20 protein-coding genes are annotated in these 22,132 nt (G+C 69.6%); 13 read left to right on the forward strand and 7 right to left on the reverse strand.

Going from position 1 to position 22,132, the window contains the following annotated elements:
- Positions 1–53 precede the first annotated feature (53 nt).
- The 7 genes from tig (at position 54) to GA707_RS14460 (ending at position 7,154) form a co-directional block, all read left to right on the forward strand.
- Positions 54–1,460 carry a trigger factor gene (tig, locus tag GA707_RS14430; protein WP_152179145.1) on the forward strand — a complete coding sequence of 469 codons (1,407 nt, stop codon included), beginning with the start codon at positions 54–56 and terminating at the stop codon, positions 1,458–1,460.
- A 3-nt stretch (positions 1,461–1,463) separates the two neighbouring features.
- The gene (locus GA707_RS14435; protein ID WP_226963814.1) at positions 1,464–2,705 is read left to right on the forward strand and encodes an MFS transporter; all 1,242 of its coding nucleotides are present in this window, start codon (positions 1,464–1,466) and stop codon (positions 2,703–2,705) included.
- A 129-nt stretch (positions 2,706–2,834) separates the two neighbouring features.
- A complete protein-coding gene (locus GA707_RS14440; RefSeq protein ID WP_152179146.1) occupies positions 2,835–3,470 on the forward strand; it encodes an ATP-dependent Clp protease proteolytic subunit in 636 nt (211 codons plus the stop codon).
- Between the two features lie 53 nt (positions 3,471–3,523).
- Positions 3,524–4,177 carry an ATP-dependent Clp protease proteolytic subunit gene (locus GA707_RS14445; RefSeq protein WP_152179221.1) on the forward strand — a complete coding sequence of 218 codons (654 nt, stop codon included), beginning with the start codon at positions 3,524–3,526 and terminating at the stop codon, positions 4,175–4,177.
- A 90-nt stretch (positions 4,178–4,267) separates the two neighbouring features.
- Positions 4,268–4,885 (forward strand): hypothetical protein, encoded by a 618-nt coding sequence (locus GA707_RS14450; protein ID WP_152179147.1) that lies wholly within the window; start codon positions 4,268–4,270, stop codon positions 4,883–4,885.
- A gap of 229 nt (positions 4,886–5,114) precedes the next feature.
- On the forward strand, positions 5,115–6,392 hold the full coding sequence (clpX, locus tag GA707_RS14455; RefSeq protein WP_152179148.1) for an ATP-dependent Clp protease ATP-binding subunit ClpX: 1,278 nt from the start codon (positions 5,115–5,117) through the stop codon (positions 6,390–6,392).
- A gap of 63 nt (positions 6,393–6,455) precedes the next feature.
- On the forward strand, positions 6,456–7,154 hold the full coding sequence (locus GA707_RS14460) for a hypothetical protein (protein WP_226963816.1): 699 nt from the start codon (positions 6,456–6,458) through the stop codon (positions 7,152–7,154).
- Positions 7,155–7,186: 32 nt separating this feature from the next.
- Here GA707_RS14460 and GA707_RS14465 read toward each other — a convergent pair whose 3' ends face one another.
- The 3 genes from GA707_RS14465 to GA707_RS14475 all read right to left on the reverse strand — a co-directional run bounded on the left by GA707_RS14465 (position 7,187) and on the right by GA707_RS14475 (position 10,118).
- Positions 7,187–7,594: a universal stress protein gene (locus tag GA707_RS14465; protein WP_152179149.1), complete on the reverse strand. Its 408-nt coding sequence runs from the start codon at positions 7,592–7,594 to the stop codon at positions 7,187–7,189.
- Positions 7,595–7,710: 116 nt separating this feature from the next.
- Positions 7,711–9,267: a serine hydrolase gene (locus GA707_RS14470; protein ID WP_152179150.1), complete on the reverse strand. Its 1,557-nt coding sequence runs from the start codon at positions 9,265–9,267 to the stop codon at positions 7,711–7,713.
- Positions 9,264–10,118 (reverse strand): type II CAAX endopeptidase family protein, encoded by an 855-nt coding sequence (locus tag GA707_RS14475; RefSeq protein WP_152179151.1) that lies wholly within the window; start codon positions 10,116–10,118, stop codon positions 9,264–9,266. Before GA707_RS14475 ends, GA707_RS14470 begins: the two co-directional genes overlap by 4 nt.
- Positions 10,119–10,406: 288 nt before the next feature.
- On the opposite strand from GA707_RS14475, the gene GA707_RS14480 reads away from it, so the two are divergent.
- Positions 10,407–10,706 (forward strand): antibiotic biosynthesis monooxygenase, encoded by a 300-nt coding sequence (locus tag GA707_RS14480; RefSeq protein ID WP_152179152.1) that lies wholly within the window; start codon positions 10,407–10,409, stop codon positions 10,704–10,706.
- 29 nt (positions 10,707–10,735) lie between these two features.
- Here the strand turns inward: GA707_RS14480 and GA707_RS14485 are convergent, their stop codons facing one another.
- Positions 10,736–12,064, reverse strand: a complete 1,329-nt coding sequence (locus tag GA707_RS14485) for an MBL fold metallo-hydrolase (RefSeq protein WP_152179153.1) — start codon at positions 12,062–12,064, stop codon at positions 10,736–10,738.
- Between the two features lies 1 nt (position 12,065).
- Positions 12,066–14,273, reverse strand: a complete 2,208-nt coding sequence (locus GA707_RS14490) for a S8 family serine peptidase (RefSeq protein ID WP_152179154.1) — start codon at positions 14,271–14,273, stop codon at positions 12,066–12,068.
- A gap of 284 nt (positions 14,274–14,557) precedes the next feature.
- Between GA707_RS14490 and legP the strand changes: the two genes are divergently transcribed.
- The 3 genes from legP (at position 14,558) to GA707_RS14505 (ending at position 17,258) form a co-directional block, all read left to right on the forward strand.
- Positions 14,558–15,877, forward strand: coding sequence for a Dot/Icm T4SS effector Zinc-dependent metalloprotease LegP (gene legP / locus GA707_RS14495; RefSeq protein ID WP_152179155.1), 1,320 nt, complete (start codon positions 14,558–14,560; stop codon positions 15,875–15,877).
- 4 nt (positions 15,878–15,881) lie between these two features.
- The gene (locus GA707_RS14500; protein WP_152179156.1) at positions 15,882–16,841 is read left to right on the forward strand and encodes an alpha-L-glutamate ligase; all 960 of its coding nucleotides are present in this window, start codon (positions 15,882–15,884) and stop codon (positions 16,839–16,841) included.
- Positions 16,842–16,913: 72 nt separating this feature from the next.
- Positions 16,914–17,258, forward strand: coding sequence for a YbaY family lipoprotein (locus GA707_RS14505; RefSeq protein WP_193315345.1), 345 nt, complete (start codon positions 16,914–16,916; stop codon positions 17,256–17,258).
- Between the two features lie 12 nt (positions 17,259–17,270).
- Here the strand turns inward: GA707_RS14505 and valS are convergent, their stop codons facing one another.
- Positions 17,271–19,916 carry a valine--tRNA ligase gene (gene valS / locus GA707_RS14510; RefSeq protein WP_152179158.1) on the reverse strand — a complete coding sequence of 882 codons (2,646 nt, stop codon included), beginning with the start codon at positions 19,914–19,916 and terminating at the stop codon, positions 17,271–17,273.
- 70 nt (positions 19,917–19,986) lie between these two features.
- Here valS and GA707_RS14515 point away from each other — a divergent pair, with 70 nt between their 5' ends.
- The gene (locus GA707_RS14515; RefSeq protein ID WP_152179159.1) at positions 19,987–20,793 is read left to right on the forward strand and encodes a 1-acyl-sn-glycerol-3-phosphate acyltransferase; all 807 of its coding nucleotides are present in this window, start codon (positions 19,987–19,989) and stop codon (positions 20,791–20,793) included.
- Between the two features lie 142 nt (positions 20,794–20,935).
- A complete protein-coding gene (locus GA707_RS20910) occupies positions 20,936–21,505 on the forward strand; it encodes a hypothetical protein (protein WP_193315346.1) in 570 nt (189 codons plus the stop codon).
- Between the two features lie 39 nt (positions 21,506–21,544).
- On the opposite strand, the gene GA707_RS14530 is transcribed toward GA707_RS20910, so the two are convergent.
- Positions 21,545–22,123: an NUDIX hydrolase family protein gene (locus GA707_RS14530; protein WP_152179161.1), complete on the reverse strand. Its 579-nt coding sequence runs from the start codon at positions 22,121–22,123 to the stop codon at positions 21,545–21,547.
- Between the last annotated feature and the right edge of the window lie 9 nt (positions 22,124–22,132).

Genomic DNA, 22,132 nt, shown 5'->3' on the forward strand with positions numbered 1-22,132 from the left:
ACCCCCTGTCAGGGTCCCTGCCGATACCCGATCCCAACCCTGGAGTTCCTGCTGTGAAGAGCGACGCCGAGAAGCTCAGCCCGACCCGCGTCAAGATGACCGTCGAGGTCCCTTACGACGAGCTCAAGCCGAGCATCGACGCCGCCTACAAGACCATCGGATCCCAGATCCAGGTGCCCGGTTTCCGCCGCGGCAAGGTCCCGGCCCGCATCATCGACCAGCGCATCGGCCGTGGCGCCGTCCTGCAGGAGGCCGTCAACGAGGCGATGCCGCAGTTCTTCGGTCAGGCCATCGAGGAGCAGCAGGTGCGCGCCATAGGTCAGCCGAGCGTCGAGATCACGCAGGTCCCCCTCGAGGAGGGCCAGGAGCTCACCTTCACGGTCGAGACCGACGTCCGCCCCGAGGTCGAGCTGCCGAGCCTGGACGACCTCACCCTCGAGGTGGCCGACGCCGTCGCCGACGACGACGAGGTCGAGGAGCGCCTGACGACCCTGCGCGAGCGCTTCGGCAGTCTCGTGGGTGTCGAGCGGGCCGTCGAGGACGGCGACTTCGTCTCCATCGACCTCAGCGCGTCCGTCGACGGCGAGGAGGTCGACTCCGTCTCCGGTGTCTCCTACGAGGTCGGCTCCGGCAACATGCTCGAAGGCATGGACGAGGCGTTGGTCGGGCTCAGCGCCGGCGAGAGCAAGGACTTCACCGCGCCGCTCGCCGGTGGCGACCGCGCCGGTCAGGTGGCCGACTGCACCGTGACGGTCCAGTCCGTCAAGGTCCGCGAGCTGCCCGAGGCCGACGACGAGTTCGCCCAGATGGCGTCGGAGTTCGACACCCTCGAGGAGCTCAAGGCGGATCTGGTGAACCAGGCCGAGCAGGCGGCGAAGTACCGCCAGGGCATCGAGGCCCGCGACAAGCTCGTCGAGCACCTTCTCGAGGTCGTCGACGTGCCCGTCCCGGATGCCATCGTCGAGGCCGAGGTGCACTCGCACCTCGAGGGCGAGGGTCGGCTCGAGGACGACGAGCACCGCGCCGAGGTCGACGAGAGCACCCGCCGCTCGCTCAAGCTCCAGTTCATCCTCGACAGCCTCGCCGAGAAGAACGACGTGCGAGCCGAGCAGGGCGACCTCGTCGAATACCTCATCATGCAGGCCCAGCAGTACGGCATGGACCCGAACCAGTTCGCCCAGGCCGTCGACCAGCAGGGTCAGATCCCGGCCATCGTCGGTGAGGTCACCCGCCGCAAGGCGCTCGCCTCGCTGCTCGAGTCCGTCAGGATCACCGACGCCAGCGGCAACCCGGTCGACCTCGACGCGCTCGTCCCGGGTGGCGAGGACGACGAGCTCGAGGACTCCGAGCCGGACGATGAGGTCGACGTCGTCGACGCCGAGGTGAGCGACGAGACCACGGACGCAGACGCCGCCGTCGAAGACACCGCCGCCGCAGACGACACCGAATCGAAGGCCTAGGACTTGGCCGACGTCCTCGACACCGAGACCGCAATGCGGGCCCGCCGGGCCCGCATTGCGGTTTTCGTCGTCTTCACCCTCGCCGGCATCGGGTTCGCTGCGGTGGCCTCGCGCATCCCTGACATCCGCGACGCCTATGAGGTGAGCCCGCAGTCACTCGGCATCATCCTGCTCTCGCTGTCCGTGGGCTCGGTCATCGGACTGCCGATCGCCGGAAGGATCGCAGCGCGCATCGGTCAGGCCAATGCCGTGCTCCTCGGGCTCGCCATGTCGAGCACCGGCCTGGCGACCATCGCCGTCGCGGTCCAGGTCATCGCGCCCCAGCCGGCGCTGATGCTCGGCTTCTTCCTCACCGGGTCGGGGGTCGGGATCTGGGACGTCGCGATGAACATCGAGGGCGCCGCCGTCGAGCGCGCTCTCGAGGTGTCGGTGATGCCGCACTTCCATGCGGCGTTCTCCGCCGGAACCGTGGCGTCGGCCCTCTTCGGCGCGATGCTCTCGTGGCTGGGGGTGCCGGTCTCGGTGCACCTTCTCGTCGTCGTCGCCATGCTCGGCCTGATGGGGCTCTGGGCGACCCGGTCGTTCCTGCCGCGCCGCGTGGCCGAGGCCCTCGACCCGGGCGCGGAGGACGGCGCCGGTGACCAGCGCATACCCGCTCCGGAGCGGCAGCGCTCGGCCTGGACCGAGCCGCGCACCCTGCTCATCGGGGTCCTCGTGCTCGCGGCCGCGTTCACCGAGGGTACGGCCAACGACTGGCTCGCCGTCGCCCTCGTCGACGGCTACGGCCTGAGCAACGCGGCCGGCGTCTTCGGGCTCGCCGTCTTCCTCAGCTTCATGACCGCGGGACGCATCATCGGCACCCGCTGGCTGGACGCCTACGGACGGGTCCCGGTCCTGCGGGTCCTCTTCGTCGTCGCCGCGGTCGGCGCCGGGCTCGTCGTCTTCGGCAACGCCGTCCTCGCGTTCGTCGGAGCCGCCCTCTGGGGACTGGGCGCCAGCCTCGGGTTCCCGGTGGGGATGTCCGCCGCAGCCGACGAGGAGGACAGGGCACCGATGCGCATCTCGGTCGTCGCGACGATCGGGTACATGGCGTTCATCGCCGGCCCGCCGCTGCTCGGCTTCCTCGGCGAGCACGTCGGGGTGCTCCGCGCCCTGTCCGTCGTGGGCGCACTCGCGCTGCTCGCACTCCTCGTCGTGCCCGCCGTCCGTGAGCCGGAGCCCGAGCCGGAGCGGCTCGACGCCTGATCGCGGAACGACCGCCCGCGTCGACCACCGGCCGCAGGCCGCTGTCTGCCCAGGGCGGACACCGCGAGAAGTCGGGAGTATCCGGGGTGGAGCGGGCGTTAGGGTCGATCGAAAGCTGCGACCCCACGGATGAGGAGACCTCGCGTGACTTCCCCTGACCTGGCCAACGGCCAGGGCCCCTCGCTGGGCCTTGACGACCACATCTTCAACCGGCTCCTCAAGGAGCGGATCATCTTCCTCGGCTCGGACGTGCGCGACGACAACGCCAACGCCATCTGCGCGCAGATGCTGCTCCTCGCCGCGGAGGACCCGGAGAAGGACATCTGGCTCTACATCAACAGCCCAGGCGGCTCGGTGACCGCCGGCATGGCCATCTTCGACACCATGCAGTGGGTCCCCAACGACGTCGCCACCGTCGCGATGGGCATGGCCGCGTCGATGGGCCAGTTCCTGCTCTCGGCCGGCACCCCCGGCAAGCGGTATGCGACGCCCCACGCCCGCGTCATGATGCACCAGCCGTCGGGCGGCATCGGCGGAACCGCCTCGGACATCAAGATCCAGGCCGAGCAGATGCTGCACATCAAGAAGCAGATGGCCGAGCTCATCGCCCAGCACACCGGTCAGACCCTCGACCAGATCGAGCGCGACTCGGACCGGGACCGGTGGTTCACCGCCGAGGAGGCCAAGGAGTACGGCTTCGTCGACCACGTCATCACCAACGCGACCCAGGCCGGCGGCACCGACGAGAACCCGGTCACATCGTGAGCAGCGGACCGACGCGACCCGAACGAGCACAGGAGATCTCGATGAACCACGCCATGCCGCTCGGCCCGCAGGGCCGGCTCGCCGTCCCCGGTGCGAGCAGCCGATACATCCTGCCGCAGTTCGAGGAGCGCACGTCCTACGGGATGAAGCGCCTCGACCCCTATACCAAGCTCTTCGAGGACCGCATCATCTTCCTCGGTGTGCAGGTCGATGATGCGAGCGCCGACGACATCATGGCCCAGCTCCTCGTGCTCGAGTCGCAGGACCCGGACCGCGACATCCTCATGTACATCAACAGCCCGGGCGGCTCGTTCACGGCCATGACGGCCATCTACGACACGATGCAGTACATCCGCCCCGACGTGCAGACCTTCGTCATCGGCCAGGCCGCCTCGGCCGCCGCGGTCCTGCTCGCCGCCGGAGCGCCCGGCAAGCGGTATGCGCTGCCCAACGCCCGCATCCTCATCCACCAGCCGGCACTCGCCGGAGGCGACTACGGTCAGGCGTCCGACATCGAGATCCAGGCCAACGAGGTGCTCCGGATGCGGACCTGGCTCGAGGAGACCCTGGCCCACCACACCAACCGGACGCCCGAGCAGGTCAACGAGGACATCGAGCGCGACAAGATCCTCTCGGCCGCCGAGGCCAGAGACTACGGGCTCATCGACACCGTGCTCGAGTCCCGCAAGGCGAGCTTCCAGACCTGACCCGCAGACAGCCTCGAGGACTCGATCTCGACAACCTCATCTCGACGACCGCCCCGGGAACCGACGGGGCGGTCGTCGCGTCTGACCCGCATGGACACGACAGTGAGCCGACAGCGTCGTCGGCTGCTCCGCACCCCTGTACTCCTTGTGGTCGCCGCCCTCCTGGCGGTCCTCGCGCCCCAGACCTGCGCGGCGTGCTCGTGCCTCGCGATGACGTTCGAGGAGGCGAGCGCGCAGGCGGACGTCATCTTCGTCGGCACGGTCACGAGCCGCGACGCCGCACCGAACGGTGAGTTCGGGGCCATGCTCGACTACACCTTCGAGGTCGGCGACGTCTACAAGGGCGGTCCGGTCGCTCAGGACGCGGTCGTGCGAACCGCCGACAACAGCGCGGCGTGCGGGTTCCCCTTCGAAGAGGGAGGGACCTATCTGGTCATGGCGTCGTCGTCGGCCGACGGGCTCGAGACGAACCTGTGCACGGGCAGTGCAGGTCTGGCCGACGTCCCCGACTCCGACCTCGACGCCCTCGGCGCGCCCCTCGCGCCGGTCGCCGGACCACCGGCTGCCGACGGAGACGCCGGCCCGTCGGGATGGGCCGTCACGCGCACCGGCTGGCTCTGGCTCGGTGCCGGTGTGGCCGCCGCGGCGGTGGGCACCCTGATCCTCGCGTTGCGCCGCCCCTGGCAGGGCACCGCCCGCACGACCTGAGCCACGATCGAGGTGCTTCTGCCGCGGCGAGGCGCTGTCCGCTGAGAGCGGACAGAGCCGGACTCGCGGGCCGATTGGCGGTTTCATTGAGGGGTAGCGCCGCGTCGGGCAGGTACCGTCGGGGATACGCCGAAGCCACGGGCACGTCCGGATCAGCATTGATCAGCACGGATCAGGATCCTCGAAGCCTCGGTGGAGGAGAGCAGGCCAGCGAGAGGACGATCAGGAGATGGCACGCATGGGTGAGGGCAGCGACCTGCTCAAGTGCTCCTTCTGCGGCAAGTCCCAGAAGCAGGTGAAGAAGCTCATCGCCGGCCCCGGCGTCTACATCTGCGACGAGTGCATCGACCTCTGCAACGAGATCATCGAGGAGGAGCTCGCCGAGGGAACGGACTTCACCTTCGACGAGCTGCCCAAGCCGCGCGAGATCTACGACTTCCTCGAGAAGTACGTCGTCGGCCAGGACAAGGCCAAGCGGGCGCTGTCGGTGGCGGTCTACAACCACTACAAGCGGATCCAGGCCGAGGAGAACCCGACCGGCAAGCGCGACGCCGACCACGTCGAGATCGCCAAGTCCAACATTCTCCTGGTCGGCCCGACCGGCTGCGGCAAGACCTACCTCGCGCAGACCCTCGCCCGGCGCCTGAACGTGCCGTTCGCGATGGCCGACGCCACGGCGCTCACCGAGGCCGGATACGTCGGTGAGGACGTCGAGAACATCCTCCTCAAGCTCATCCAGGCCGCCGACTACGACGTCAAGAAGGCCGAGACCGGCATCGTCTACATCGACGAGATCGACAAGATCGCCCGCAAGAGCGAGAACCCGTCGATCACTCGCGACGTCTCCGGCGAGGGCGTCCAGCAGGCGCTGCTGAAGATCCTCGAGGGGACCACCGCGTCGGTGCCGCCCCAGGGCGGGCGCAAGCACCCGCACCAGGAGTTCATCCAGATCGACACGAGCAACGTGCTCTTCATCGTCGGCGGTGCCTTCGCCGGACTCGAGCGCATCATCGAGGCGCGCACCGGCAAGAAGGGCCTCGGCTTCGGGTCCGAGCTGCACATGCCCAAGGACGCCGGCGAGAGCTTCGACGAGATCCGACCCGAGGACCTCATCAAGTTCGGCCTCATCCCCGAGTTCATCGGCCGCCTCCCGGTCGTCACGAGCGTCACCCCGCTCGACCGGGACGCGCTCGTCGAGATCATGACCGGCCCTGCTAACGCGCTCGTCAAGCAGTACCACCGGATGTTCGACCTCGACGGGGTCGAGCTCGTCTTCGAGGACGAGGCGATCGATGCGATCGCCGACCTGGCCCTGCTGCGGGGAACGGGTGCCCGTGGCCTGCGGGCGATCATGGAGGAGGTGCTGTTGCCGGCGATGTTCGACGTCCCGAGCGACGACGGCATCGCGAGCGTGGTCATCACCAAGGACGTCGTCGACAACAACGTGCTGCCGACGATCGTCCGCCACGAGCCGGCCCCCAAGCGGACCCGCAAGCGCTCCGCCTGAGCGCAGCCCACCTGGTCGCGCTCACCTCTGGCCCTGACCCGAGACGTCGGCAAGGATAGGGGAGTGGCTCCCACCGCATACCGGCTCGCCAACGGCGACACCGGGCCGCGCCAGCAGAGCAACCTGACCTGCGGGTCGGCCTGTCTGACCGTGGCCCGGATGCTCGTCGACCCTGTCTTCGCGCAGTGGATCGCGACGGGGGAGGGCGCCCGCCCGGGCTCGCCGAAGGGCGACTCGCCCGCGGCCCGGTTCGCCGCCTACGAGCAGGTCGTGCACCGCCGGACGAACCGTCTCGCGCTGGACCGGGCGGGGCTGAACCTGCCATGGCCGCGGTTCCTCGGAACCCCGCCGTGGGGCGCCAAGCGCGAGCTCGAGCTCGGCGCGGCAAAGAGTGGGACCGACTATGACATCGTCGTGCTGCGGCCGCTGCCGCAGGAGACGCTCGCCAAGGTGTTCGACCGCCTCAACGCCGTCGTCACCGACGGGATGCCGGCGCTGCTGTACGTCGGCTCGGCGACCATGCCGCGGCACGTGCTGCTCATCCTGCCGGGCAACGGCGACGACCGCCTCGACATCTACGATCCAGCGGACGGGTCGGTGCGGGCGCGGAGCGTGCGCAGCTTCGCCACGCATGAGCTGGGGCTGTCGGGGTGGGACGTGCCGTGGTTCGTGGTCGCGCCGACCGGTCCGCGTGCGGTCCGCCACGGCGTCCTCAGCAGGGGGTATGCGCGACTCGCCGAGGTCGACGCCTCACCTGCGTGAGAGATCCGAAGCAGGCCGGCGACGGTGGTCAGTCACGAGGGTTCCGGTGCGGGGATGACCACGACGGGGCAGTAGGCCAGGCGGGCGGTGTACTCGCTGATCGAGCCGAGGGCCGTGTGCATGATGGACTCCACGCCGTGCGCGCCGACGACCAGGAGGCTCGCCCGGGAGGACGCGTCCACGAGAATGTGCTCGGGTCGGCCTGCGACCACGTGGAACGAGACCGGCGGTTCGCCGTCGTGGTCGGCGAGAACCGTCGTTCTGGCCTCCTCTTGGATCATCTCGGCCTTCTGGCGGCCGCCGTCCTTCTCATCCTCCGTGAAGGCGGTGATGACCTCCACCGAGCCGCCGCGCAGCCGGGCCTCGGTGAGCGCGAACCGCAAGGCGTCGTGCGAGCGGTCCGTGCCGTCCAGTCCTACGACGAGCAGTTCGTTCGGCATGTGACGTCCTCTCCTGACGGTGCCTGTCCCGGCTGCGGTTCAGCCGGGCTTGGGCCCACTCGCCATGCTAGCCAGCCGGGCCTCGTCCGCCGCAGCCGCACCTCGACCACTCGTCATCAGCTGCGCGCCGCCGCCGTGGCCGCATCGCGGGCCGGCGTGGGAGGTGGGCTCGGGGACGGGGTTCCCCCGATGGCGCGGAGCAGCTCGATCAGGCGCAGCCCGGCGGTGAGTGTGAGGCAGGCGGCCAGGAGGGCGATGACGACTGCGAGGTCGGGTGCCCAGGTCCACAGTCCTCCCCACCCGACGCTCGACGCGGGCAGCAGGACGAGAGCGGCGGCGAGGAGCGACCTCAGCACCACGCCGACCCAGCGTCGGGTCCGGTGCGATGGACGAGGACGACGGGCAGCGCGCACGGCTCGGACCACCCCCATCATGGCCGCTCCCACGAGGAGCGCTGCAGCGATGTCGAAGCCGAGGTAGAAGCGCTGAAGGGACGGCAGGTCGACGATGGGTTGGTCGAGCGCGGCGTGGGCGACGTTGCGCGTCACCCGGTCGGTGATGGCCGGGTTGCCCGGCACGGGCATCTCGTGACCGGCGTTGACGACAGTGGCGACCGCCGTGCCCTGCGCGGGCGCGATGAGCAGCAGGGTGGTGGTGTCGGGGGTGTTGCCGGGATGGAAGACGATGTCGTCGCCCCACGGGCCTCCGCGGAACCAGCCCATCGCATAGGAGGACGCCTGCCCGTCGGCCCAGGGTCCGAGGGTGGCGTCGGCCGCCGGGGTGAGCATGAGGTCGAGGCCCTCGGCCGAGACGACACGGGTGCCGTCCGCGGAGACGCCACCGGAGATGAGCATCGCCAGGTAGCGGCCGAGGTCCTCGGCGGTCGACACGAGGTAGCCGGCTGCCAGAGTGGCCTCGCGCCGGACCGGCTCGGTCGCGACGGGCCAGCCGAACCAGAACCGGTGTCCCCTGCTCAGCTCGTCAGCGGGTGTCGAGGTTGGCGCGGCGTGGCTGTCGGTCATCTGCAGCGGCTCGAAGATCCGTTGCTCAACGTAGTCGCCGTAGGCGAGGCCGGAGGCGCGTTCGACGACGAGACCGGCGAGGACGTAGTTGACGTTGGCGTACCGCCAATGCCTGCCGGGTGCCGAGACGAGGCGGGCCTGGTCGAGCTCGGCGACCGTATCCAGCGGCGTCCCGTCGGCGGCGGAGGCGAGCAGCGGACCCCCGGCCAGGTCGTCCAGTCCGCTGGTGTGGTGGAGGAGGTGCCGGACGGTGATGGCGTCGACCGGCTCCCCGGGGGACAGCTCGAGCTCGGGCACGTATCGGCGAACCGGGGCGTCCAGGTCCACCCGACCGGCGTCGACGAGCTGCATCACGGCCAGGGCCGTGAAGGACTTGGTGGCGGAGCCGATGACGAAGGGGGTGTCCGCCGTCGTCGTCCGGCCGTCACCGGTACCGCCAACGCCTGTGGCACCGACCCGCCCGTCGGAGACGACCGCGACGGCGCCACCCGGAATGCCCACGGCGTCGAGCTCGGACTGCAGCGTACTCGCTGCCCGATCGAGGGCCGCCGGCGAATCGGAAGCACCGGCCGTCGGAGCAGGGAGGGCGAGAAGCAGCGTGGCCACTGCCGCGAGCAGCGCCCGTCCCGCCCCGAGGCCGGAGAGCCTCATGACGGCCGCTTCAGCTCCACCGCCCGGTCCGTTGTGGTCGCGGGTCGACCGGTGCGTGCGTCGTCGCGGGATGGCAGGACCACATCGACGGCACCCGTGCCAGGGGTCAGCATCGTGCGGCGCTGCACGAGGACGATGACGACGGCGACGATGACGAAGCCGAGCATGTCCCAGGGCTGGGCGTCCGGCCAGGCCGGACCGTTCATCTGCGCGTGGAAGACGGCGGCGACGAGCAGGCTGCCGCGGGCGGCGTTGAACATCGGCGTGAGGATCACCGAGATCGCGACGACGCCGAAGAAGAACGGCCAGTAGCTCCAGGCGGACTGTTTCGTCCCGGACATGAGGAAGGCCGGCGTGTGCCAGAGTGCGGCGACAGCGCCGACGATGAGCGCGGACCAGAGCGGGGCGAATCGGCGTTGCAGGAGTGGCAGAGCGATGCCCCGCCACCCCAGCTCCTCGATGGGCCCGATGAGGAAGGCCGGGATGAGGGCGGGCAGCACGCCGACCCAGGGGTCGAAGGGGAAGTCGGTCGCGGTGCCGTTGACCGCCGCGCCGGCGTAGAAGACCGCCGGCATCCCCAGGAGAAGGAGGAGCCACCATCCGAGGCTCATCCGCCACAACGTGAGCCTGCGCAGGAATCCCTTGAGACCGCGCACGCCGTAGTGCCGCCACACCATGACGAGGGCGACGAAGCCCGGCGAGTAGACCATGAGGACGAAGACGGGGTTGGTGTACCCCATCGGTCCGAAGACGGACTCGATCGGGTCGAGGAAGAGCATGACCAGCATGCCCAGACCCCAGGTCACCGCGAACGTGGCGGCGAAGAACCACCACACTGACCGTGGGGTCATGTCTCCGTGCCGCGTCGTTGGCGGTCCCGCCACCTGTGGCGCGGGGGAGGATGTGCGGGTTTCGGAGAGCGCCTTGTGGGTCATCGTTCGACCTTCTCGGCCCGTCGGGCCATTGACTACGACCGGGCCGGCGGACCGGAGTGTCAACGCGCACTGACCCGGCACCTACGACGCTACTCGCGCAGGTCGCCACGGCTCGGGAAGGGTGGGGGAGACCACACCCGCGTTGCGGCGCGTCCCAGGGTCTCTGTGTGTACGCGGCGGCCTTCGAAGGGGGACCCTGGGGAGATGTTCGTGAGGGTGTGGCAGTACGAGGTCCGAGGCGGCCGTGAGGCTGAGTTCCTGCGCGTCTACGGCGGCGACGGGACATGGGCTCGGTTGTTCGCCCGGTCCGATGGCTTCCGCGGAACCGAGTTGTTCCGTAGCGTCAGCGATCCCAGGGCTTTCCTGACCGTGGATCGGTTCACGAGTGAGCAGGAGTTCCGCTGGGTGCTCGAGCGGTACGGCGAGCGGTATGCGGCGGTGGACGACGCTGCGGCAGCGCTCACTGTGAGCGAACATGAGATCGCGACAGGCACTCAGCCATAGACCTGGCCTCGGTGCGCACCGACCGGCCGTCACACCTCGATGTCGAAGAAGGCCTGATCGTCCTGCAGAACACGCACGGTGAGCTGCCCGGGATGCCGGGTCTGCAGCCTGTGCGCCTCATGCAGTGCCGCTCGCAGCGCTTTGCGGCGTTGGGGCAGCGTGCGCTCCACTGAGCAGTTGAACCAGACCGTGAAGGGTCGCGCATCCATCAGTCGGGTCTCCAGGAGGGTCTTCACGACGGACGGGTTCGGGTTGGCGTGGGCGCCGTCGGCGCAGAACACATAGTGGTCGGCGAGCACACGGCTGGCGAATCCTCTACTCAGGTTGTGCTCCGACCCATGGTGCTGCACCTTGACGACGCTGCACCGGAAAGGATCGCCGTCCTCGAAACAGCCGGCCGCCTCAAGGCCGTCCAGAATCTCCTCCTCGGCCGCGTCGCCGGTGAGGAGCAGGGTGTGCCCGTCCTCCTCCACGAGCAGCGTGATCGACGCCCGGTTGGGCGGAGACACAGCACTGGGTCGGGTCTTCTCGATGATGGCTGGTTCAGCGTCGGCGGCATCGTCGGTGAGGGTGGCAGCGGCGATCTCACGTACCATCGCGCGCGCCGCCGCGGGCGACATCGGCAGGGTGCTCGTGGACGACTCCACACCCGAGCCAGGTGTGGTGTCGCGCCCTGTGGTGGTGCCGGGTTGGCGCTCAAGCCAGTCGCGCCACTCGTCGCGCAGCGTCTTCAGGTGGCGCTCGGCCGGACCGATCACGCGAAGGCTCATGGTGCCCACCTGTTCCTCGTGCACCGGATCACGGAGGAGCACCAGCCCCGAGCCGAAGGCCTCGTTGCGAGAGATCGGGGTCTCGTCGTCAACGAGGTGGAGCAGGGTGACTCCATCGGCGATGCTCTCGGCGAGGCCTCCGATGGAGTCGAGGGCCGGACCCTCGGCTGTCCCCGAGGTGAGCTCGAGGGCTTCGGCCACCCGGCCGGCGAATGCGCTGATGGGGCCCTCGAGGTCCTGCACCTGCGCGCGCCACGAGTTGTGCCACAGTCCGAGGATCGCCGGTGGTTGCGAGGACCTCGGCTTGGGAAACGAGGTGTTCCCCTGCTCGTTCACCTGGTAGTCGTACACCTCCCAGGCAGCCACCTCCTTCAGGAGGGAGATGACGCCGGAGATGTGGTCGGCATCGGTGTGACTGACGACGACGAGATCGATGGGCTCATCGGCCGCAGCCAGCTCGTCCAGAGATGGACGAGTGTGCTTCGTGAAGGTCCCGCTGCGCCCGCCGTCGATGAGAACGTGCCGACCGTCGCCGGAGGTGAGCAGGAGGCAGTCGCCGTCGCTCGCGAAGAACACCCTGAGGCGCATGTCATCCCTCCTTCCGACGCATCTCCTTGAGCATCGCCCGATGCATGTCGACGAACTCCGCCGTACGGGCCAGGCAGGCTCCACCGTCGATGACTCCGAACCCGGTGTCGTTGCGCCACCCGAAGGTCTGGCCGGGCAGCGGCGCCGAGGTCGAGCGCATGATCCCCTGGATCTGCGCCGACGTCAGCCATGGTGCGAGCCCCAGCATGAGTGCGGCGACCCCGCAGACGAAAGGCGAGGCCATGCTCGTGCCGGTCATCTCGATCCATGGGAAAGCACGGTCGAAGCCGCGGGCCGCGACGACCTTCGTGCCGTCGGCTGCGATGTCGGGCTTGCTCCGTCCGTCTCGGGTAGGGCCTCGGCTCGAGGTGATGTGAGCGGCGTTCACCCCGAGGTCGGCGTTGGCCACAGCGAGAATACGTTCCGCGCAGGCGAGGGAGTTGATCATCCGGTCGCTGGTGTAGGAGCTGGGAGCGAAGTGCGAGGGGTACGCCCACTGGTTCCCGGTGCCCGGGAGCCGACGTGGGTCGTCGCGCTCGATCCAGGCGTCGAACCGCCCGTCGCGCACGACCACCCCGGTCAGCCGCACCCGCCACTCGCCGGTCGCGATGGGACCGATCTGGTGCGAACCGTCCGCCGCGACCTCACCGAAGAACGGCGAGAGGACCACGGAGATGCGGTTGAGCCCGTTCGCCGGATGGTAGGCCTCGTTGTACACGCTGAGCACAGTGCCGTTCTTGAGGACCTCGTTGCGGATCTTGGAGCCCTGCGGCACCTTCGGCAGCCACGGCAGACCAGGGGGCTTCACTTCGACGTCGAACCTGTCCTGCGGTCCGTACCAGATCTCGAGCTCGTTCTCCGAGACGTCGGAGATGCCCTCGCCGCCGGTCATCCATCCGAGCTCATGGCGCAGGCTCGTCGCCGGTAGCGAGCCGCCGGCGTGGATCCGGCCCTTGACGAAGTCCATGTCCCCGGGCCAGCGCGGTTCGACCTGCCCGGCGTTTCCGGCCGCCACCGACACGCACCGGCCACGGGTGGCCAAGGCGTTGTCGATCCAGCGCGCCATAGTGCTCGAGGTGTCATGCGCGTGGCCGTTGGTGCCCAGGCTGATGTTGATCGAGAGAGGCAGAGGTATCCCGTCCTTGTTCCGCTTCTTCCCGAGCTCCGCCGCGAGGTCGAGCAGGTAGTCGACCGCGTCCGCGATGCGGGTCGAGTCGTAGAAGCTGGAAGCCGCCTCGGTGTCCTCCGGACGGAGGACGACGAGCACGCCGGCGAGCATGGCCCTCCGTGCCACCCCTCTGTTGCCTGCCGCGATGGAGGCGACGTGAGTGCCGTGCGAGGCGATCCTCATCTGGGACTGCGGCTCCAGGGCAGTGGCCGCCATCCTCCGCGTCGAGGAGGCGGCGATGGCGGCGTTCATGTGCGTCTGGAGGATCTCCGACCCGTAGTGCAGCGCCTCCCGGTCCCCCGGGCGTGTGGCGGATGGGGGTGGCCGCGTGGTGCCGCCCTGGTCCCAGATGGCCACCCACCGCGTCTGGCCGTCGCGGTCCAGGAAGTCGCTGTGTGCGAAGTCGAAGCCGCCGACGTCGATGATGCCGACGAGAACGTCATGACCGTACCCGTGCCGGCGGCTCTGGGTGGCGATCTTGCGCATGGCCCGGTCCGGGGGGCCGGTCCGGGTCCCGACGACGGGCTCCGGCCCGCGCAGGGTCTGTCCCGGTTCGACGTACGAGACACCCGGGATGGCGAGGATCCGCGAGATCCCGGAGGCCGTGGTCTCGACGGAGGCGGTGTCGAGTTTCCAGCGCACCCTCGTCGCGTGCTCGCGCACCTCGGAGACGGCACGAGCGTGGGCCTCCGGGTCGAGGTCACGGTCGATCTGGACGAATGCGGAGAACGACACCTGGGTCGGCGTCACGTCCTCCTCGAGGTCGGCCGCGAGCCGGGCGACCTTCTCCGGCTGCAGGATTCGGATCGGTCGCGCCCCGTCCTCCGGTGCTTCGACACCGGACGTGCCGTCGGCGCCGGCCGGGGTCGCTGTCTCGGCCGCACCCGTGGCCTCGGAGTCGAGCTCGGCAGCGGGCTCGGGCAGCGCAACCGACGGGCACTGTTCCGCACGGGCTGCGTTGACCTCGTTTGAGCCGCCCAGAAAAACGTCCAGCTTGGGCGACAGTCGTGGGTTCAGCGCCTTCACTTCGGCTGGTTTCATCCGTCGCCTCCACGTGCCGCAGTCCCTGACCGGGGTTCGGCCGCCGGACGACTCGCCGCGTTCATGAGAGGTCGCCCCCCACTGTAGCACCATGGTGGACCCGAGAGGGGTCCGACGGAAGGGTTAGGACGACATTGAGGCGATGCCCGAGGACATTGTCCGTCGGCAACGCCGGGCGTAACCTGAGTCCGGGTGGCGTTGGCGACGACGCGCCGCGAGCACAGGTGATTCGCGGTGGCCGCCACCGACGTGGCCATCCGTTCGCCTAGTGCAAGGGTACGGTCATGTCAGAGACACCAGGACGCGGCGCGAAGAAGAGCACCGCCAAGAAGAGCACCCCCCGCAAGAGCCCCGACAACCCGGAGGCGCAGAGCTCCCCGGAGATCGGCACCGCGATCATCGCGGGACTGACGTTCGGACCCAAGGCGGTCCAGTATGCCGTCGTCGATGGCCGAGCCATCTTCGAGGGCGATATCGACCTGGGCAGTGTCGAGGAGGTCGAGGCCGCGACTGCCGCCATGCGCACCGAGGGCCTGGAGCAGGGCGTCATCCTCCCCGGGAGTCAGTTCCGCTGGCCCGGAGGGCAGGTGCCGTACGAGATCGACCCGGCGATGCCGGACCAGCAGAGAGTGCACGACGCCATCGCCCACTGGGAGCAGCACACCGTCATCCGGTTCATCCTGCGGACATCGGCCAACGCCGCGAGCTACCCGAACTACGTGCGCTTCATGCACGGCACAGGATGCTCGTCTCAGGTGGGCATGAGAGGGACCGGAAGGCAGGACATCTCGATGGGCACCGGCTGCGACGCCGGGCGCGGCATCCACGAGATCGGTCACGCCGTGGGTCTGTGGCACGAACAGAGCCGTGAGGACCGCGACCAGTTCGTCACCATCCACTGGCAGAACATCCAGGCCGGTCGGGAGCACAACTTCAACCAGCACATCGCCGATGGCGATGACGTGGGGCCGTACGACTACGGCTCGATCATGCACTACGAGCGGACTGCGTTCTCCCGCAACGGGCAGGACACGATCACGCCCACCAACCCAGCGACCGCCCAGATCGGCCAGCGGACAGCCCTCAGCCAGGGCGACCTCGATGCGGTGGCCGAGATGTACGGCCGGCCGGGCCCCAGTGTGAAGAAGACCTTCGACGACGGCGGCGGGGTGGGCACGTTCAAGAAGATCCGCGACGACGGACCCACCACGAAGCGACCGTGGACCGACCCGCCTCGATGGAAGAAGTTACGCGACGACATACCCAAGCAGCCGTGGTCGGACCCGATCAAGAAGGTGCGTGACGACGGGCCGAGCGGAGGCATCAAGAAGGTCGCTGACGACGTGCGCATCCCGATCCCTCGACAGCCGGGCCCTTTCCCCGGCAGGATCTCTCCGTTCCTGCTGTCCACGGGGCACCACGCGGACGTCCAGGGCGAGGACGCGGCGCTCATGGATGCGCTCGAGGCAGCGTCGGCTGCGGTCGAGGAGGCTCGACGCAACGTCGTCGCGCTCCAGACTGCCCTGACCGCGGCAACCTCGGAGCTGGCCCGGGCGCAGGAGGAGTACGACGCGGTGGTGGCGGCGATCCAGTATCCGGGTTGATTCTGTGATCCTGCTCGTATCGCACGACGAGGACGACCACCTGGCCCCGATGCTGTCCGCTCTGGCGGCCATCGGGAGCGAGGCGGTCGTCGTCGACACGGCGGGGTTGCCGGCAGCAGTCGGAATGGCCGCCGAGCACGGGCCCCGGGGTGACAGGTGGCGGCTGAGGCTGGCGGATGGTGCCTGGCTCGATCTCGACCGGTGTGGATCGGGATGGTGGCGCCGGCCACGACCACCGGCCCACGATCCCCGCATCACGGACCCCATGGAGGCTGCGTGGGCGGCCAACGAGACCTACGAGGCGATGGCCGGCTTCTGGGGTGCCCTGCCGATCACCTGGGTGAGCCCTCCTGCGGCCATCGAGACCGCGATGATGAAGACGTGGCAGCTGCCGGCTGCCCGCGCCGCTGGACTCGAGATCCCTGAGACCCTCGTGACGAGCGACCCGGAGGAGGCGAGGTCCTTCGTCGACCGGCTCGGTCCGACCCGGGTCATCTGCAAGGCATTCTCCGCGACCGAGACCCATTGGCGCGAGACGCGACAGGTGGGGTCGGCGGAGTACGAGCTCCTCGACCGGGTCCAGCTGGCGCCCGTGATCTTCCAGGAGTTCGTGCCCGCCGAGGTCGACCTTCGCGTGACGATCGTCGGGGAGCACGTGTTCGCGGCGGCGATCGAGAGCCAGGAACTGCCCTACCCGCTCGACTTCAGACTCTTCCTCGATACGGGGCGGGGAGTCTCCATGCGGCCCGCGGTGCTTCCCGACGTCGTCGTCGAGGCCCTGCATCGGCTGCTCAAGGCGGCAGGCCTGCGCTACGGCGCCGTCGACATGCGACGCACACCGGATGGGCGGCATGTCTTCCTCGAGGTCAACCCCGCGGGACAATGGCTCTTCGTGGAAGAGGTCACCGGTCAGCAGATCACGGCGAGCATGGCGCGGATGCTGACCGACCTCGACCGCCGGTGACCGTCACCGGATGAAACGTCAAGCGACTGAAACGTCACCGACCGCAACCGCCACCGACTGAAGGGGCCGATGATGCCGAAGGTATCCGTGCGGATCGAATGGCCCGAGCACGCCCCTCTGCCCGAGAACGCATACGCGGTGGTGACGGTGGAGGACGTCAGCAGGGCCGACGCACCGTCGGTCGTGGTCGGGGAGACGCTGCTGGAGGAGGTGGATCCCGGCACTCCAACAATGACCGAGGTGGAGGTCGGCGAGGTCGACCCGGGCGCGGACCTCGTCGTCCGCGTCCACGTCGCCGACCGGTCCCGGGCCGAGCGGCAGATCGAGATCGGCGACCTCGTCACGACCGAGTCCTACCCGGTGCTCACCCGGGGACGTGGCAGCTCAGTCGTCGTCCGGCCCCGTGTCATCGGCTGACGAGCCGGGCCGCTACTTCTCCTCGACGACGAGCTCGACATCGCGGGCAGCGACGGGCTCGCTCGCGCTGCCGTTCGGGGCGTAGTCGAGCGTTCCGGTGACCCGGCCGGCGGCGCGCAGGTCGGCCTCGGCGACCCGCACCTGGGCGAGCGAGGACTGGGGGCCGGTGATCGTGACGGCCGAGAGCTCGGTGCGCATGCCCACCTTGGCCTCGGACTTCGTCTTGCGGATCGCCGCCAGCGCCGCGCCGACCGAGGCGAGCACGCTCGCGTCCCCGACGCTCGGCAGCTCGTCGGCGCTCGGCCAGGACGCACGGTGCACCGAGCCGTCGTGGAACCAGCTCCACACCTCCTCGGTGACGTAGGGCAGGATCGGCGCGAAGAGCCGCAGCACGACATCGAGGGCCAATCGCAGAGTGGCGCGGGCGCTCGTCGCGCCCGCCTCGCCGCGGCCGCCGTAGGCGCGGTCCTTGACGAGCTCGAGGTAGTCGTCGCAGAAGCTCCAGAACCACGTCTCGGTCATCTCGAGGCTGCGGGTGTAGTCCCACGACTCGAACCCGGCCCCGGCCTTGACGACGACCTCACGCAGGGAGGCGAGCAGCGCCTGGTCGAGCGGGTCGGTGACCTGAGCAGCGAGGTCCTCGGTCGTGGTGCCGGCAACCTCGCCGAAGGACAGCGCGAACTTGCTCGCGTTGAGGATCTTGATCGCCAGCCGGCGGCCGACCTTCATCTGCCCGACGTCGTAGGCGGCGTCGGTGCCGAGCCGGCCGCTCGCGGCCCAGTAGCGCACCGCGTCGGCGGAGTGCTGCTGGACGACGTCCTCGGGCGTGACGACGTTGCCCTTGGACTTGCTCATCTTCTTGCGCTCGGGGTCGAGGATCCACCCCGAGATGGCGGCGTTCGTCCACGGGACGCTGCCGTGCTCGTAGTGCGCGCGCACGACCGTCGCGAACATCCACGTGCGGATGATGTCGTGGGCCTGCGGGCGCAGGTCCATCGGGAAGACCTTCTCGAAGAGGGGATCCCCATTTCGCCAGCCGGCCGCGATGTGCGGGGTGAGCGACGAGGTCGCCCACGTGTCGAAGACGTCCGGGTCGCCCACGAAGCCGCCGGGCTCGCCGCGTTGGGGCTCCTCGTAACCGGCGGGCGGGTTGGCGGCCGGGTCCACCGGCAGCTGCTCCGGAGCGGGCAGGATCGGGTTGTCGTAGTCGATCTCGCCCTGCGCGTCGACCGGGTACCACGCCGGGATCGGGACGCCGAAGAAGCGCTGGCGTGAGACGAGCCAGTCACCGTTGAGGCCCTGCACCCAGTTCGCGTAGCGGGCCCGCATGAACGAGGGGTGGAAGTCGATCTCATCGCCGCGGGCGACGAGGGCGTCGTTGAGCTCGGCGTCCCGGCCGCCGTTGCGGATGTACCACTGCCGGGAGGTGACGATCTCGAGCGGCTTCTCGCCGCGCTCGTAGAAGTTCGCCTTGCGCTGGGTCGGGGTCGGCTCGCCCTCGAGGTCTCCGGACTCGCGGAGCGCCGCGACGATCGCCTCGCGCGCCGAGAACGCCGTCTTGCCCGCCAGGCCCTCGGCGTACAGCTGGGCGCCCGGCCCGTCGGCGAGCCACTCCGGCACCTCCGCCTGCAGGCGTCCGGTGCGGGTGATGACCGAGCGCGTCGGCAGCTGCAGCTCGCGCCACCACAGGACGTCGGTGAGGTCGCCGAAGGTGCAGCACATCGCGATGCCCGCGCCCTTGTCCATCTCGGCGGCCGTGTGGGCCAGCACGGGGATCTCGACCCCGAACAGCGGGGAACGGACCGTACGGCCGAAGAGCGACGCATACCGCTCGTCGTCCGGGTGAGCGATGAGCGCGACGACGCTCGGGATGAGCTCGGGGCGGGTCGTCTCGATGTGCACCGGCATGCTCTCGCCGGCCTCGGACGTGCCGTGGAAGGACACCCGGTGGTAGTGACCGGGGTAGTCGCGGGCCTCGAGCTCGGCCTGCGCGACGGCGGTCTGGAAGGTCACGTCCCACAGCCCCGGCGCCTCGGCCTGGTACGCCTCACCGCGCTCGACGTTGCGCAGGAACGCGAGCTGGGAGGTCGCGCGGGTGTTGTCGTCGATGGTGCGGTAGGAGATGTTCCAGTCGAGGCTGAGACCCAGGCGGCGGAAGAGGGACTCGAAGGCCTCCTCGTCCTTGACGGTCAGCTCGTCGCACAGCTCGATGAAGTTCTGGCGGCTGATCGGCACCTCGTCGGCGGACTTCAGCGAGGTGCGGTCGCCGTGGTGCGGCGGGGTGAAGTCGGGGTCGTAGTGCAGGGTCGCGTCGCCGCGCACGCCGTAGTAGTTCTGCACGCGCTTCTCGGTCGGCAGGCCGTTGTCGTCCCAGCCGATCGGGTAGAACACGTTGAAGCCGGACATCCGCTTGTAGCGGGCCATGCAGTCGGTGTGGGTGTAGGAGAACACGTGTCCCATGTGCAGCGAGCCCGAGGCCGTCGGGGGCGGGGTGTCGATCGAGAACACGTCCGAACGCTCGCCCGCCAGCGCCCGCTCACGGTCGAAGGCGTAGGTCTGCTCCTCGCTCCATACCTGCGTCCACTTCTCCTCGAGGCCCTCCAGCGAGGGCCGCTCGGGGATCGAGGCAGCACGGGATGGGGTGAGGTCGTGGGTCATGGCGGTTATCCTCCCAGACCTGCGGGACTGGGCCGAACCGGTATTCCTACGCTCCCGTAGGGTTAGCGCCATGGAGCCCGTCTACACCCCCGTGATCGGGTTCGCCCGCACCGCGTTCTTCACCATGGGCCTGAAGTTCCGGATCGAGGGCGAGGAGTACGTGCCGCACACGGGCGGGGCGGTCCAGGCCATCAACCACCAGGGCTACCTCGACTTCACCTTCGCCGGGCTCGCGCTGCGCAAGCACAAGCGGGTGGCGCGCTTCATGGCCAAGAAGTCGGTCTTCGAGCACGGCGTGACCGGGCCACTCATGCGGGGGATGAAGCACATCCCCGTCGACCGGCGGGCCGGGCAGGGGTCCCTGCAGGCCGCGATCGACGCGCTCAAGTCGGGTGAGATCGTCGGTGTCTTCCCCGAGGCGACGATGTCGCTGTCCTTCGAGCTCAAGGAGTTCAAGTCCGGCGCGGTGCGGATGGCGCAGGAGGCCGGCGTGCCGATCCTCCCGACCACCGTCTGGGGCTCGCACCGGGTGTGGACCAAGCACCTGCCGAAGCGGCTGGGCCGCTCGAAGATCCCGGTGTTCATCAGGGTCGGGCCGCCGATGTTCATCGGCCCGGACGAGGACGTGACCGAGGCCACCGAACGTCTCCACGAGATCATGCGGGTCCAGCTCGAGGAGCAGATCGCCGCATACCCCAAGCTCACCGGGCGCGACCTGCGCTTCGTGCCCGCCCGGCTGGGCGGCACCGCGCCGACGCCGGAGGAGGCGCGGCGCAAGGAGGAGCACGACCGCACCCGCACGGTCGACAAGTTCAACGCCAAGAAGAGCGCCAAGGCGCAGCCCAGGTCATCGCGCCGCAAGCGCCGCCGCGGCTGAGGCCGGCTCCGCGACACAGGCATGACGAGGAGGTATGCGGTGCTCGCCTCCCGCGGTCCGGCGCGGCTGGGCGCCGCTCGTCCCAGCGTCACGCGCGGCGTGGGGACTTTGTGATCCGTGTGACGGGTGTGACCATGGGGTCATGACGCGTCCCGTCCTGCTGCGCCGTGCCGTCGCCACCTCGGCCCTCGTCCTGGTCGCTGGGCTCACGGCGTGCTCCGGGGATGAGCCCGAGCCGGTCCCGAGCACGCCCGCGACGACGGCGAGCGAGACGGCGACCCCCACCCCGACCGAGACGGCGACCGAGTCCCCGACGACGGAGCCGAGCGCCGAGCCCACCGAGACGGCGACGGCTGCGCCGACGACTGCGGCCCCCGGCGGGACGGCCACCCCGGCCGGGCGCGATGCGGCCGCCCTCGCCGAGCTGCTGCCGCTGGACTTCCCGGTTCCGCCGGAGCTGACGATCCTCGGCGACCCGACGGTGACCGACGACAACGCCAACGTCATGTTCACGGTGCCGTCCGGGGCCGAGGCCTTCGTGTTCTACCGGACCGAGCTGCCCGCGGCGGGCTACGAGTTCCTTCCCGGCACGAGCGACCAGTACAGCACCGAGGTGGCCTCGGGAGCGATCATCGCCCGCGGCAACGGCTTCGACGTCAACCTGCTCGTCGTCGAGGACGACGTCGAGGTCACGCTGACGCGCACGCAGTAGCCGAGTCGCTGCAGGACGACACCCTGTAGGAATGCCGCCTCAGACGGCGTAGCCGAGGTGGCTGAGCGCCTGGCGCAGCAGGACCCCGTGCCCGCCCGGCATCTCCTCGAGGATGCCGACCATGAGCGCCTCCTGCGGCGTGAGCCAGGACAGGTCGAGGGCGTCCTGCTGCGGTGCGCAGTCGCCGGCGACGGGCACGATGAAGGCGAGCGAGACGGCGTGCTGGCGCGGGTCGTGGAACGGTGTGACGCCGGGTGTCGGGAAGTACTCCGCGACGGTGAACGGCTGCGGGCTCGGGGGCACCTGGGGGAGCGCGACGGGGCCGAGGTCCTTCTCGAGGTGACGCATGAGGGCGTCGCGGACCCGCTCGTGGTAGAGCACCCGGCCTGAGACGAGCTCACGGGCGATCGTGCCGTCGTCGCGCGCCCGCAGGAGCAGGCCGACCGCGGTGACTGCTCCGGAACCGTCGACCCGGATCGGCACGGCGTCGACGTAGAGGATCGGCATCCGGCCGCGCATCGACTCGAGGTCCTCGCGGCTCAGCCATCCCTCGCGACGTTCGACGTCAACGCCGCCGGTGTAGTCGTCGCCCGCGAAGCCACTGCTGCCGAAGCTCATGGGCACATT

This window comes from Nostocoides sp. F2B08, from assembly GCF_009184895.1.
Classification (GTDB): domain Bacteria; phylum Actinomycetota; class Actinomycetes; order Actinomycetales; family Dermatophilaceae; genus F2B08.

What these genes read in the sequence shown, in the direction of transcription:
- GA707_RS14445 (WP_152179221.1), top strand. Translation starts at nt 3,524, where the DNA reads ATGCCGCTCGGCCCGCAGGGCCGGCTCGCCGTCCCCGGTGCGAGCAGC.
- GA707_RS20910 (WP_193315346.1), top strand. Translation starts at nt 20,936, where the DNA reads ATGACGCGTCCCGTCCTGCTGCGCCGTGCCGTCGCCACCTCGGCCCTC.
- legP (WP_152179155.1), top strand. Translation starts at nt 14,558, where the DNA reads ATGTCAGAGACACCAGGACGCGGCGCGAAGAAGAGCACCGCCAAGAAG.
- clpX (WP_152179148.1), top strand. Translation starts at nt 5,115, where the DNA reads ATGGCACGCATGGGTGAGGGCAGCGACCTGCTCAAGTGCTCCTTCTGC.
- GA707_RS14440 (WP_152179146.1), top strand. Translation starts at nt 2,835, where the DNA reads ATGAGGAGACCTCGCGTGACTTCCCCTGACCTGGCCAACGGCCAGGGC.
- GA707_RS14515 (WP_152179159.1), top strand. Translation starts at nt 19,987, where the DNA reads ATGGAGCCCGTCTACACCCCCGTGATCGGGTTCGCCCGCACCGCGTTC.
- GA707_RS14465 (WP_152179149.1), bottom strand. Translation starts at nt 7,594, where the DNA reads ATGCCGAACGAACTGCTCGTCGTAGGACTGGACGGCACGGACCGCTCG.
- GA707_RS14530 (WP_152179161.1), bottom strand. Translation starts at nt 22,123, where the DNA reads ATGAGCTTCGGCAGCAGTGGCTTCGCGGGCGACGACTACACCGGCGGC.
- GA707_RS14505 (WP_193315345.1), top strand. Translation starts at nt 16,914, where the DNA reads ATGCCGAAGGTATCCGTGCGGATCGAATGGCCCGAGCACGCCCCTCTG.
- GA707_RS14490 (WP_152179154.1), bottom strand. Translation starts at nt 14,273, where the DNA reads ATGAAACCAGCCGAAGTGAAGGCGCTGAACCCACGACTGTCGCCCAAG.
- GA707_RS14485 (WP_152179153.1), bottom strand. Translation starts at nt 12,064, where the DNA reads ATGCGCCTCAGGGTGTTCTTCGCGAGCGACGGCGACTGCCTCCTGCTC.
- valS (WP_152179158.1), bottom strand. Translation starts at nt 19,916, where the DNA reads ATGACCCACGACCTCACCCCATCCCGTGCTGCCTCGATCCCCGAGCGG.
- GA707_RS14450 (WP_152179147.1), top strand. Translation starts at nt 4,268, where the DNA reads ATGGACACGACAGTGAGCCGACAGCGTCGTCGGCTGCTCCGCACCCCT.
- GA707_RS14470 (WP_152179150.1), bottom strand. Translation starts at nt 9,267, where the DNA reads ATGAGGCTCTCCGGCCTCGGGGCGGGACGGGCGCTGCTCGCGGCAGTG.
- GA707_RS14475 (WP_152179151.1), bottom strand. Translation starts at nt 10,118, where the DNA reads ATGACCCCACGGTCAGTGTGGTGGTTCTTCGCCGCCACGTTCGCGGTG.
- GA707_RS14480 (WP_152179152.1), top strand. Translation starts at nt 10,407, where the DNA reads ATGTTCGTGAGGGTGTGGCAGTACGAGGTCCGAGGCGGCCGTGAGGCT.